The organism is Hanstruepera sp. CR43, from assembly GCF_055227665.1.
The window spans coordinates 388,571-400,959 of record NZ_CP200078.1 but is presented as its reverse complement, the minus strand read 5'-3'; the positions used below and the strand labels follow the sequence as shown (position 1 = coordinate 400,959).

12 protein-coding genes are annotated in these 12,389 nt (G+C 35.1%); 8 read left to right on the top strand and 4 right to left on the bottom strand.

What is annotated here, in order from left to right:
• Positions 1–159 precede the first annotated feature (159 nt).
• Positions 160–735 carry a GNAT family N-acetyltransferase gene (locus ACKXGU_RS01815; RefSeq protein WP_463466381.1) on the bottom strand — a complete coding sequence of 192 codons (576 nt, stop codon included), beginning with the start codon at positions 733–735 and terminating at the stop codon, positions 160–162.
• Positions 732–1,388, bottom strand: coding sequence for an alpha/beta hydrolase (locus ACKXGU_RS01810; protein WP_463466380.1), 657 nt, complete (start codon positions 1,386–1,388; stop codon positions 732–734). Before ACKXGU_RS01810 ends, ACKXGU_RS01815 begins: the two co-directional genes overlap by 4 nt.
• 53 nt (positions 1,389–1,441) lie before the next feature.
• Here ACKXGU_RS01810 and ACKXGU_RS01805 point away from each other — a divergent pair, with 53 nt between their 5' ends.
• From ACKXGU_RS01805 to ACKXGU_RS01770, 8 genes are all read left to right on the top strand, one after another.
• Entirely contained in the window at positions 1,442–1,867 is a 426-nt protein-coding gene (locus tag ACKXGU_RS01805; protein ID WP_463466379.1) for a PaaI family thioesterase, read from the top strand.
• Positions 1,868–1,869: 2 nt separating this feature from the next.
• A complete protein-coding gene (locus ACKXGU_RS01800) occupies positions 1,870–2,988 on the top strand; it encodes a chorismate-binding protein (RefSeq protein WP_463466378.1) in 1,119 nt (372 codons plus the stop codon).
• Positions 2,989–3,039: 51 nt separating this feature from the next.
• The gene (gene menD, locus ACKXGU_RS01795) at positions 3,040–4,800 is read left to right on the top strand and encodes a 2-succinyl-5-enolpyruvyl-6-hydroxy-3-cyclohexene-1-carboxylate synthase (RefSeq protein ID WP_463466377.1); all 1,761 of its coding nucleotides are present in this window, start codon (positions 3,040–3,042) and stop codon (positions 4,798–4,800) included.
• A 34-nt stretch (positions 4,801–4,834) separates the two neighbouring features.
• Positions 4,835–5,665 (top strand): CvfB family protein, encoded by an 831-nt coding sequence (locus tag ACKXGU_RS01790; RefSeq protein ID WP_463466376.1) that lies wholly within the window; start codon positions 4,835–4,837, stop codon positions 5,663–5,665.
• Positions 5,666–5,692: 27 nt separating this feature from the next.
• Entirely contained in the window at positions 5,693–6,532 is an 840-nt protein-coding gene (locus tag ACKXGU_RS01785; RefSeq protein WP_463466375.1) for a 1,4-dihydroxy-2-naphthoyl-CoA synthase, read from the top strand.
• A gap of 9 nt (positions 6,533–6,541) precedes the next feature.
• Positions 6,542–7,444: a 1,4-dihydroxy-2-naphthoate octaprenyltransferase gene (gene menA / locus ACKXGU_RS01780; RefSeq protein ID WP_463466374.1), complete on the top strand. Its 903-nt coding sequence runs from the start codon at positions 6,542–6,544 to the stop codon at positions 7,442–7,444.
• A gap of 199 nt (positions 7,445–7,643) precedes the next feature.
• A complete protein-coding gene (locus tag ACKXGU_RS01775; RefSeq protein WP_463466373.1) occupies positions 7,644–8,321 on the top strand; it encodes a metal-dependent hydrolase in 678 nt (225 codons plus the stop codon).
• 9 nt (positions 8,322–8,330) lie between these two features.
• Positions 8,331–10,562, top strand: a complete 2,232-nt coding sequence (locus ACKXGU_RS01770) for a patatin-like phospholipase family protein (RefSeq protein ID WP_463466372.1) — start codon at positions 8,331–8,333, stop codon at positions 10,560–10,562.
• A gap of 90 nt (positions 10,563–10,652) precedes the next feature.
• Here the strand turns inward: ACKXGU_RS01770 and ACKXGU_RS01765 are convergent, their stop codons facing one another.
• The gene (locus ACKXGU_RS01765; RefSeq protein ID WP_463466371.1) at positions 10,653–11,447 is read right to left on the bottom strand and encodes an SDR family oxidoreductase; all 795 of its coding nucleotides are present in this window, start codon (positions 11,445–11,447) and stop codon (positions 10,653–10,655) included.
• Complete coding sequence (locus ACKXGU_RS01760) at positions 11,437–12,345, bottom strand: sterol desaturase family protein (RefSeq protein ID WP_463466370.1); 909 nt, start codon at positions 12,343–12,345, stop codon at positions 11,437–11,439. The genes ACKXGU_RS01765 and ACKXGU_RS01760 overlap by 11 nt, the downstream gene beginning before the upstream one ends.
• Between the last annotated feature and the right edge of the window lie 44 nt (positions 12,346–12,389).

Below are 12,389 nucleotides of genomic sequence, written 5' to 3'. Positions count from 1 at the left end.
TTAAAATCTATTGAATTTATTAAATAAGTTTCTGATAAAATAAATTATTGCCAAATCACTTTGGATTTAAAAGTAATCATAAAATGATTTGGGTATCTAGCAATAGTATGAAATATACCAAATCAGTAATACTAGTTCAAGAGAATATAATTGAATTAGTCAGTTGAAATCTTTGAAAATGGAATTTTTCAAAATTGGCCATTCTTCTTTTAAAATACCATAACAGCAGGTACTGCGCCTAAAGCCATCAAGCATTACAGTGTCTTTACGCAGGATACCTTCCAATGTGGCACCAATTTTTTCTACGGCTTTACGCGATTTGATGTTGCGTTCGTCAATTCTAAACTCTACCTTTTCAAACTTCATGGATTCAAACGCATATTGTAGCATTAAAAATTTCATGTGTTTATTTAAATCCGTTCCTTGAAAATCATGACCAATCCACGTCCAACCTATGTGTAGTACTTTATTTTTCCAATTTATTAATCCGTAACGGGTACTACCAGCATAAGTCTGTTTGATTTTGTCGTAAATCAAAAATGGAATGGTTGTCTGTTGGTAAAAACCATCCACAGCAATAGCTACATAATCCTTTAGTTTTTCAGGAGTTGAAATATCAGAAGGCGAGTAAAATATCAAATCCTTTTCATTGGTAATAGCAATCAAGTGTTTGTAATTGCTCAAATCCAATAGCGATAGTTTTACGCGTTCGTTTTCTAACGTTATATCTTTCATTGGTTTGTTGAAAGTTGATTTGAAATGAATTTAATGAGGTTTATATTCACAATATGTCCACCTTCAAATGGCATAATAGTAAACTTGTCTCCAAAAAGTAATTTAGATTTTTGAATTTCTTGATCTATACGGTCTTGATTCAAATATTCATCGCTATCTCCATAAACCAAAGAAACGTCACCCTTAAAGTAACTGAAATCTTCAGATGTCAATTCAACGGGAATACCACCTGAATGTAAAATTAATTGATCAGGTTGTAATTTTCTTCTGGCCATATAACGCATAGCCACACTAACGCCTTGTGAATAACCTAAAATAATGAATTTTTTGTTGGTTGGAATATTTTCAGCTTCAATTACGGAATCAAAATAGCGCATGACATTGTCAGTTTCTTTAGATGTATTTTCCTTGGTCAACCAACTGGCACCAACATGTCTGAATTTTGGGCCAATATAATATTTGCTTTGAGCTTGAGGTGCAATTACATAATTTTCATCTGCGTTTAAGCTTTCAAAATATCGCAAAAAGTAACGACTCAAATAGCCCATACCATGACAGACAAACCACACGGTTTTGGTTTTTTCGGTTAGAGAATTTAGTGTGCTATAACTGTTTGTGGCTTGATAGGATATTTCTTTTTCTGATAGGTGCATTCTTGGGTCTGGTTTCGTATTTTTACAATTCGTTTTAAAAATACATGAATTTTATGCAATTATCTAAAGAAGATAAATTAAAACAAATTAACGAAGTATGTAAGCATACCCTTATGGAAACGCTTGAAATATCCATTACAGATTTTGGAGAGGATTATTTGGTAGCAAAAATGCCTGTTAATGAAAGAGTTTATCAGCCTGATGGCGTTTTACATGGTGGAGCCACTGCGGCTTTAGCTGAAAGTGTTGGTAGTTTTGCTTCACATCTATTTTCCAATTTGGAAGAAGTCTTTGTTCGTGGTATTGAAATTACAGCTAACCACCTGAAAAGTGTTAAAAACGGTCATGTATACGCCAAAGCTACTTTTTTACATAAAGGAAGAACAACCCAATTATTGGATATTCGAGTAACTGATGATCATGATAATCTAATTTCGGTTTGTAGGCTTTCAACGATATCCTTGCCACGTAATAAATAGCTATGGATCTAAACCTTTTCTTTCAAAAGTTAGATAATCAATTTACCAATAAGTTACCGTTTGTTGCCTATAAAAAACCCAACGAGAATACACTTTATAGTTTATTACAGAACACAGATACACTTCATATTTTAAAGGATTTTACTACTAGGGGATTTGTAATGGCACCTTTTAATAGTTCAAATGATACGGTTAATATTCCTTTGGAAGATTCTGAATTTTTTCAAAGTGACTATCATCAATCAAGCAATGTGGATTTTAATTCATCCAAAAAAGATGAACCACATAATAGCAACCAAAAAGACCATCACATTCAATTAGTTTCTAAAGGTATAAAGACTATTTCGGATGGTCATTTCAAAAAGGTGGTTTTGTCTCGCGTTGATATGGTGAAACTGCAAGAAAATAATCCCATTGAACTATTTAAACGCTTACTTGACAATTATTCTCATGCTTTTGTTTATTGTTGGTTTCATCCGAAAGTAGGGTTGTGGTTGGGTGCAACTCCGGAAACCTTAATAAAAACATCTAACAATTATTTTGAGACCATGTCTTTGGCTGGCACTTTACAATCTCAAGTTAATGAGGCTCAATGGTCAGTTAAAGAAAAAAATGAACAGCAAATAGTAACGGATTATATTGTTTCACAATTACAGGACGCAACTGCAGGTTTACATGTGTCGGGTCCAAAGACCGTACAGGCGGGTAATTTGGTACATTTAAAATCCTTAATTTCTGGTACGCTTAAATCAAACAATTTGGAGCACATAGTTAATGCCTTACATCCAACTCCAGCAGTTTGTGGTTTTCCGAAAGAACCAGCCAAGCAATTTATTTTGAAGGAGGAAGGTTATGATAGAGAATTTTACACGGGTTATTTAGGAGAGCTCAATTTTAAGGAACAGATTTCAAGAAACAGAAATAGGCAGAACATAGAAAACAATGCCTATTCAGCAATCCGAAACGTTTCGAACTTATTTGTCAATTTACGCTGCATGCAATTGAAAAATCATGAAGCACTCATTTATGTAGGCGGTGGAATCACTGGAGATTCTGAACCAGAACGAGAATGGCAGGAAACTGTTTCGAAGTCTATGACCATAAAAAAGGCACTTTACTAGTTTTAAATACTAGTACTAATTAGTACCTTTACACAGAGAATTTAACTCTTTATGTTGTACCCAAAAATCCCTCTTGCACAATCGGTCATTCAGCTTTGTAAAGCCAAAAACATTAAGCATATAGTCATTTCTCCCGGTAGTCGAAATGCACCGCTTACTATTGGGTTTTCCAATGATGATTTTTTTACTTGTTATAGTATTGTCGATGAACGCTGTGCCGCATTTTTCGCTTTGGGAATGGCTCAAAAATTGCAGCATCCAACAGCCTTGGTTTGTACTTCCGGAAGTGCTTTATTGAATTATTACCCGGCCATCGCTGAGGCTTTTTATAGTCGGATTCCTTTGGTAGTCCTTTCTGCAGATAGACCAAAACATCTCATTGGAATTGGTGATGGGCAAACAATCAATCAAAAAGATGTCTTTAAAAACCATATTCTTTATTCGGCCAATTTAAAATTAAATGTGGATGATGAATTTAATCCCAATGAAGATGATGAACCTGCAATCTTTAAAAGTCTAGAAAATAAACTGGAGCGGTTTTTAGGTATTAAACAGGAGTTACAACAGGATAATGAATCTGAAATAAACAAAGCCCTAAACAAATCAATTCAGAAAAACGGTCCGGTACATATTAATATACCGTTTGATGAACCCTTGTATGAAGTGGTAGAAACCTTGTCAGTAAAACCCAAAAATGTCCAACCTGAATTAAAGCAGTCAAGAATTGATGATTATATTTTCAATGGCTGTTTGGACGATTGGAATCAAGCTGCAAAAAAAATGATTTTGGTTGGTGTTAATCAACCTAATGATATTGATCAAAAATGGTTAGATGAATTAGCAAAGGATAATAGCGTAATTGTCTTTACCGAAACGACTTCAAATTTACATCATCAAGGCTTTTTTCCTAGTATAGATAAGATTATAGCACCTTTGGATGAAACAGATTTTAAGGAATTGCAACCAGATATTTTAGTGACGTTTGGTGGATTAATTGTTTCCAAAAAAATCAAAGCTTTCTTAAGAAAATATCAGCCCAAACAACATTGGCATATTGATGAACATGATGCCAATGATACATTTTTTTGTTTGGAAAAGCATTTGCAAATCCACCCAAATCAGTTTTTTGAGAATTTTTTACCAAAAATCACCCATTTTGTAAAGAGTGATTATAAAACCAATTGGGAAGTAGTTAAGGATAAAAGGATAGAAAGACATAGTGACTATTTGAAACAAATACCATTTTGTGATTTCAAATTTTTTGAGAATACCTTAAAGGCTTTGCCAAATGATTCTGTTTTACAATTGGGAAATAGTTCAACAGTTCGGTATGCCCAATTATTTGATTTGAATAAAACCATTCAAGTTTTTTGTAATCGTGGCACTAGTGGAATAGATGGTAGTACATCCACAGCATTAGGATACTCTGTGGTTTCAGATAGACAAACGACCCTAATTACGGGTGATTTGAGCTTCTTTTACGATAGTAATGCATTATGGAACACCTACATTCCCAATGATTTTAGGATTATAGTCATTAATAATCAAGGAGGCGGTATATTCAGAATTCTTCCAGGAAACAAAAATTCGGATTATTTTGACACCTATTTTGAAACGAGTCATAACTTAACTGCGAAACACCTTTGCAAAATGTTTGGTTTTGAGTATGACATGGCTTCAACGGAAAAACAACTCAAATTACAGCTTAAAACTTTTTTCGAGGCTTCTGAAACACCAAAATTGTTGGAGGTTTTTACACCCAGAACGGTAAATGACGACGTGCTTCTGGAATATTTCAAATTCATTAAATAATCATAAACCTGGAGATTATCTTTACCTTTGCCGTATGATACACATTGGAGAATATAACACACTCACCATTTTAAGAGACACAGAACCGGGTTTGTTTTTAGGTGATAATGAAGAAAACGAAGTGCTGTTGCCTAATCGTTATGTGCCAGCGTCGTTTGAAATTGGTGATTCACTGGAGGTTTTTGTGTATCTGGATAATGAAGAGCGTTTGGTAGCTGTAACCGATAAACCTTATATTAAACGTGGTGATTTTGCCTTGCTACGCTGCAATGCGGTTACCAAAATGGGTGCTTTTTTGGATTGGGGAATGGTAAAGGAATTATTTTGTCCGTTTAAGGAGCAAGCCTTTAAAATGAAAAAGGGCGGTTGGTATTTGGTGTATTGTTATTTAGATGAGAAGACCGACAGATTGGTGGCTTCAAGTAAAACCAATCGATTTTTGGACAATAAGGAATTGACTGTTAATCAGTTCGATGAAGTCGATTTAATTGTGTCGCATCCTTCAGAAATTGGCATGAATGTTATTGTTAACAAAAAACATTTAGGTCTGATTTATAATGATAATATTTTTCAGGATATAAGTGTAGGAGATCGACTAAAAGGGGTTGTCAAAAAAATCCGATCTGGCAATAAATTGGATATTGCACTTGGTCAAGTTGGGTATAGAAACATCGAGCCGAACGCTGAATTAATCATGAAGGAACTTGAAGATAATAGCGGTTATTTAAACCTGTCAGATAAATCAGATCCTGATGACATAAAGCGCATGTTGCAGATGAGTAAAAAAAGTTTTAAAAAAGCTATTGGCTCATTGTATAAGCAAAAGCTCATAGTCATTAAGGATGATGGAATTTATTTAAATTAAGATATTTACATTTGAAAAAACAAAATAATGAGTGTTGCTAATTGGAAAACTGCTAAAGAATATCAAGATATCACATACATGAAATGTGATGGTGTAGCGAGAATTGCTTTCAATAGACCAGACGTGAGAAATGCTTTTAGGCCAAAGACGACAAGCGAACTTTACGATGCCTTTTATGATGCTAACGAAGATACCAGTATTGGTGTGGTATTGCTTTCAGCTGAAGGGCCTTCAACTAAAGATGGTATCTGGAGCTTCTGTTCTGGTGGTGATCAAAAGGCTAGAGGGCATCAAGGTTATGTTGGTGACGATGGTTATCATCGATTGAATATTTTAGAAGTACAACGTCTTATTCGGTTTATGCCTAAAGCTGTAATTGCAGTTGTTCCAGGTTGGGCTGTTGGTGGTGGACACAGTTTGCATGTGGTTTGCGATTTAACATTAGCGAGTAAAGAACATGCTATTTTCAAACAAACCGATGCTGATGTAACCAGTTTTGATGGTGGTTATGGATCTGCTTATCTAGCCAAAATGGTCGGGCAAAAAAAGGCGCGGGAAATTTTCTTTTTAGGAAGAAATTATTCTGCACAAGAAGCTTTTGAAATGGGTATGGTAAACGCCGTAATACCACATGATGAATTAGAAGCTACGGCCTATGAATGGGCTCAAGAAATACTGGCCAAGTCACCAACATCGATAAAAATGCTGAAGTTTGCTATGAATCTGACCGATGATGGTATGGTAGGCCAGCAAGTATTTGCAGGAGAAGCAACCCGATTGGCCTATATGACAGAAGAAGCTAAAGAAGGACGTGATGCGTTTTTGGAAAAGCGCAAACCAAATTTTCCTAAAAAGTGGATTCCTTAATTTCGCACTATGAGCAATTTTAAGCATTGGGTTTCGGCAGCCAGATTACGAACCTTACCCTTATCGGTTTCCGGAATCATTCTCGCAGGTTGTTTTGCAGAATATAATGGGTTTTTTGACTGGATTGTATTTGCGTTGGCGATATTGACAACCTTGAGTTTACAAATACTATCAAATTTTGCCAACGACTATGGTGATGGTGTTAAAGGTACCGATAATAATCAGCGTATTGGTCCGGAACGTGCTATTCAAAGTGGTAAAATTACCCCTTCAAGTATGTACAATGCTATAAAAATCAATATTCTCATTACTATCGCATTGGCCTTCTTTTTGATTTTAGCTGCCTTTGGCGTGACTCATTTTTGGTATGCTGTGCTGTTTTTTGTTTTGGGAGGTATTTCAATTTATGCTTCAATCAAATACACTATAGGCGATGATGCTTATGGTTATAAGGGGTTGGGAGATTTATATGTTTTTGTATTTTTTGGTTTGGTTAGTGTGCTGGGAGGCTATTTTTTGTTTGCTCGACAAATTGATCATCTGGTCATTTTGCCAGCTATCATTATTGGGCTTTTAAGTGTTGCTGTATTGAACTTAAATAATTTAAGAGATATTGAATCTGATTTGAAATCCAATAAAATTACGATAGCAGTAAGACTGGGCTTTGAAAAAGCTAAAAAATACCATTATTTTCTCATTTTCAGTGCCATGGTCTTGTCGTTGGTTTTTGCAATTTTATACTATACCAATCCATTCAATTTTATTTTCTTACTGGTTTTTATTCCGCTAATCAAACACTTGAAAAGGGTAAAGGTAGTCCACGAGCCCGCCTTATTAGATCCAGAATTGAAAATAGTGGCGCTTTCTACTTTTTTCATGGCTGTTTTAATGAGTATAGGTTATTTGCTATAAAAAAGACCATTAATCGATAAAGTTGGGTTTTTAACTACAAATATTTGAATTTCAATTTAATAGCTGTAGTTTAATGTTGTTGAAGAGAATATTCAACATTAAGAAGCTATTAACCAGTTTCAATTATCGGGATAGAAAACTCAAGTATATTTTAAAATGTACTTGAGTTTTTTTTGTATTTTGAGTCAAAATTTAATTTATGAAAATCACGTTTTATGGCCATGCCAGTCTAGGTATAGAAGTTAATGATGTTCACATTTTGGTCGATCCTTTTATTAGTGCCAATGAGAAGGCTTCTCAGATAGATATCCATTCATTAAGAGCGGATTATATTTTATTGACTCATGCGCATCAAGATCATATTTTGGATGTTGAAAGTATTGCAAAACGAACAGATGCCGTCATTATTTCCAATTTTGAGATTGTGACCCATTTCCAAAGTAAAGGTTTGGAAGGGCATCCTATGAACCATGGTGGTAGTTGGGATTTTGAATTTGGAGTTGTTAAATATGTTAATGCTATTCATACATCATCATTTCCGGATGGCAGTTATGGTGGACAACCTGGGGGTTTTGTTATTGAAGGGGAGCACAAAAACATATATATTGCTGGAGATACTGCGTTGACCATGGATATGAAGTTAATACCATTACAGACTCAATTGGATTTAGCCATTTTGCCTATTGGCGATAACTTCACGATGGGAATTGATGATGCTATTTTGGCAAGTGATTTCGTGCAATGTGATAAGGTTTTGGGTTACCATTATGGTACCTTTGGTTATATTGAGATTGACCACGAAGAAGCTAAGCGCAAGTTTTTTGATAAAAACAAGGACTTGATGCTCTTGGAAATAGGAGAGAGCTTGGAACTTTAAGGGTTTGGTATGAAACTGTATCGGTTATTTCTATTATTTTACTTGCTTTGTTTTTCAGTTTTCGCCCAAGAAGACAAACCAAAAGTAGCTTTGGTTTTAAGTGGAGGTGGCGCGAAGGGTATTGCGCATATTCCGTTACTACAAAAATTGGATTCTTTGGGAATTGTTCCGGATATCATTATTGGAACCAGTATGGGCAGTATTGTTGGAGGTATGTATTCTGTAGGTTATTCAGGTGACAGTATTGCAAATATAGCCCATGCCATTAATTGGAAAACCATTTTGAGTGGTAATGTTTTATTGTCTAGTGTTGGAGTGGAGGAGAAAAGTGAATTCAATAGGTATTTTGCCAATCTTAATTTAGTTGATGGAAAGCCTTCTTTGGGTAGTGCAATCATAAATGATCAAAATTTGAGGGCTTTGCTTTCTGAATTGACTTATCCTGTTTATCGAGTAGATGATTTTGATGATTTGCCAATACCATATAGAGCGGTTACGACTGATATTGTTAATGGTCAGCAATTGCTTATGGAAAGAGGGTCACTTGCTTTGGCAATGCGAGCCAGTATGTCTATACCCACCATTTTCAAGTCTGTAGATTACAAAAATACTTTGTTGGTAGATGGAGGTATATTCAATAATTTTCCAACAGATATTGCTAAAGAATTAGGAGCTGATATTATTATAGGAAGTGATGTGGGCGGTGGCATGGTTCCAAAGGAACAACTTAATAACCCAATCAAGGTTCTCTTTCAAACAAGTATGCTTATTGGTAATTTAAAAGAAAGTACCAATAGAGAGTTATGTGATGTTTTAATAGACCATATTCCTAACCTTACATTTTCTACTGCCGATTTTATGAAATCAGATGAAATTTATGAAGAAGGGAAAAAAGCTGTTCAGGATAACATACAGTCATTGGTAGAAATAGCCAATCGACTAAAGACATATAATGTAACGAAATCTTCCATACCTGATGTGCCCAGTGATTTTGTTTTAGATTCCATTGTGTTTACAAACCTTGACCCTGCTAATTTAGAATTGGTAAAAGCCCGTTTTGGAATTATGGAAGGGAAGCGCTACAGTATTAATGATATCAATGAAGGTATAGGTAGACTGATGGGAACAACGCAGTTCAATGCTATTTATCTTAATCCGATGATTGAAGATGAAAAACTGGGTATTGAATTGAACATAGATGAAAGATCGAAGCATATGATTAAAGGAGGCATCCATTTTGATTCTCATAGAGGTGTAGGCCTCATTGCCAATTATACGGGTAGAAACATAATTGGGAAAGCTTCGAGATCTTTAATCACATTAGATATTGCGGAGCAACCAGGAGTAAGACTTCAGCATCAAAAAATACTAGGTGCAAATAAAAATTGGTGGTGGCGTACTGATATATTGGGACAGCTTTTAAAGGAAGATACCTATTTGGATGGAATAAAAACTAATAACTTGCATCATAATGTCTTTTCTGCTACAACAGAGTTCAATAGAAACATTTATCCATTTATGAGTTATGTGGGTATTGGTATTTCTTATGAATATGACAGACTTTGGCCAGATACGGACCCAGAAATAAATAACAGTGATCTTGCTATTAAAAATTTTAAATCCCGAAATCTTGAAGCTGGTATTAGGTTTAGGTCAAATAGCATGGAATCGGTTTTCTTTCCTTCACAGGGAACCATTATAAATGCTTTTGTACAAAAATCTTTTTTTAACGAAATAGATATTGAACTTACTCAAGGGATTGATGATATCAATGGTTTATCAACCAACGGTTACTTAAAATTTGGAGCTGATGTTGAAATGCGTTTCCCAATAACCAATTCCATTTCTATAATGACATCTTGTGGAGGTTATTTTACTGCAATTGAAAGTCAGTCGTCTAATGAATTGTCCTATGAAGATTTTGGCTTTATGTCAAAATATTCTCTTGGAGGCTTTTTAGAATCTCCAAGAAAGGATGTATACCAGCTGCCTGGACTTTACGGAAGTGAAATTATAGTCACCCAAATGATCAAGGGTGCTGTAGCGCTTCAATTCAATCCCTTAAACAATATCTATCTTACACCACATTTAGATGTAGTGTCAGTAGGATATCAAGACTTCAATGAATATTTTGATAACTTCGCCAATCAATCAAATAACTGGTTCTGCTTCATACGATCCAAGTATATTATTTACAGTTGGCTCAACAGTGTCATATTATTCGCTTTTTGGGCCTCTTAGTCTGGATCTTTCCTATGTGAATGGAATTGATAAACTCAGGCTGTTTTTTACAGTAGGTATACCTTTGGGGAAATCTAATTAAAAAGCAAATTATCGTATTCGGCTTTTCAGTACAAATTCATGAAGCAGTTTAGGAAAAAACCGCTTTAAGTAAACACCTATAACCTCCCTTTTTCCAATATAAGCTTCGAATTTCTCACGCTCAATGGCCTTTATCATTTTTTTTGAAAACACATTTACACTTAAACCATTTTCAGTAGCTTCATCTTGGAAATTTTGTTTGGTCCCATCACCAGTTAAGGCATTTCTAGCTACATTGGTGTTTACAAATCCAGGACAAATCATCGTCACTTTAATGTGATCCTTCTCGTGTTCCATTCGTAAAGCATCAAAAAAGCCATGTAAGGCATGTTTGGCACCACAATAGGAAGATCGATATGGAGAGCTAAATATTCCCATTAAACTGGTAACGGTAACGAAATGACCGCTTTGCTTTTTTATAAAGTGTTTTAGCAAAACTTTACTCAAAGCTATGGTACCTAAATAGTCTATTTCCATCAATTTTTTGTCCACGTCTATGGATGTATCCATAATTAAGGAGCGTTGACTAATGCCGCCGTTGTTGATTAAAACATCTATAGATTCGAAGCATTGGAGGGCATCTTCAACCACATGTTGCATATTGCCATATTCAGCCAAGTCAAATGGGACAATGGCTATATTTTCAGGATGTTTGCACGCTTGTTTAACAGTTACCAACACTTCTGTTCTTCTGGAGGATAGTATGAGTTTACAATTATAGTTTTTGGAAAGTTCCCATGCCAATGCTTTACCAATGCCACTACTGGCACCAGTTATCCAAATGACTTTGTTGTTAAATGTCATGCCCGTGTTGATTTATCCACTCACTGCGAAGATCATCACTTACTTTTCCTGTTCCATCATGTTTCCACCCTGGAGGTTTGGTAATATAATTCCAGCGATCTTTAAGCGATTTTTTTCCAGAGAGGGTATCTTTAAGCAGGTTGTACCATTCAATAAATGCAATTTTTACGGGGTTGTATGTATTTATGTTTTTTACTAATCCGTATTGCACGCTCTCATTTTCAAGTTCCGGTTGAAACGTACCAAATATTTTATCCCAAATAATTAAAATACCGGCATGGTTTCTATCCAAATAAATGGGGTTGCTACCATGGTGTACTCTGTGATGCGATGGCGTATTAAAGACAGCCTCAAACCATTTGGGCATTTTATCAATAGCCTCCGTATGAATCCAGAATTGATAGAGTAGGCTAATAGACATTTGCAACAAAATCATGGCAGGATGAAAACCAACCAATGGCATCCACAGCCAAAAAATAAACGAATAGAATCCACCAGACCAAGTTTGACGTAAAGCAGTACTTAAATTATAATATTGTGAAGAATGATGCACCACATGCGAAGCCCAAAACAAGCGACACTCATGCGATATTCTATGGAACCAGTAATACGACAAATCATCAGCAAAGAAAATTAATACAAAACTCCACCATGCAATTGGAATTGTAAAAATCCTGAAATTTTCATAAATCAGAACGAATGCCCAAAGAACAAGAGCCTTACTTAAAAAACCTAAAAAAACATTGCCCAAACCCATAGCAATGGAGGCAAAGGCATCTTTTGTTTCGTAACCCTTTGTTTCCTTGTATTTTTCTCGAGTTGTGAAATAGAGCTCTAATAACATCGATAGAATAAAAAAGGGAATGGCAAAATGGATAATATTTGGGAACTCGGGCATTTTAGTACTTATATATTTGCCTAAAATACAAAATTAATTGTCTA

Excerpts from the sequence above, each read along its gene's own strand:
- ACKXGU_RS01815 (WP_463466381.1), bottom strand. The coding sequence starts at position 735 with ATGAAAGATATAACGTTAGAAAACGAACGCGTAAAACTATCGCTATTG.
- ACKXGU_RS01810 (WP_463466380.1), bottom strand. The coding sequence starts at position 1,388 with ATGCACCTATCAGAAAAAGAAATATCCTATCAAGCCACAAACAGTTAT.
- ACKXGU_RS01805 (WP_463466379.1), top strand. The coding sequence starts at position 1,442 with ATGCAATTATCTAAAGAAGATAAATTAAAACAAATTAACGAAGTATGT.
- ACKXGU_RS01800 (WP_463466378.1), top strand. The coding sequence starts at position 1,870 with ATGGATCTAAACCTTTTCTTTCAAAAGTTAGATAATCAATTTACCAAT.
- menD (WP_463466377.1), top strand. The coding sequence starts at position 3,040 with ATGTTGTACCCAAAAATCCCTCTTGCACAATCGGTCATTCAGCTTTGT.
- ACKXGU_RS01790 (WP_463466376.1), top strand. The coding sequence starts at position 4,835 with ATGATACACATTGGAGAATATAACACACTCACCATTTTAAGAGACACA.
- ACKXGU_RS01785 (WP_463466375.1), top strand. The coding sequence starts at position 5,693 with ATGAGTGTTGCTAATTGGAAAACTGCTAAAGAATATCAAGATATCACA.
- menA (WP_463466374.1), top strand. The coding sequence starts at position 6,542 with ATGAGCAATTTTAAGCATTGGGTTTCGGCAGCCAGATTACGAACCTTA.
- ACKXGU_RS01775 (WP_463466373.1), top strand. The coding sequence starts at position 7,644 with ATGAAAATCACGTTTTATGGCCATGCCAGTCTAGGTATAGAAGTTAAT.
- ACKXGU_RS01770 (WP_463466372.1), top strand. The coding sequence starts at position 8,331 with ATGAAACTGTATCGGTTATTTCTATTATTTTACTTGCTTTGTTTTTCA.
- ACKXGU_RS01765 (WP_463466371.1), bottom strand. The coding sequence starts at position 11,447 with ATGACATTTAACAACAAAGTCATTTGGATAACTGGTGCCAGTAGTGGC.
- ACKXGU_RS01760 (WP_463466370.1), bottom strand. The coding sequence starts at position 12,345 with ATGCCCGAGTTCCCAAATATTATCCATTTTGCCATTCCCTTTTTTATT.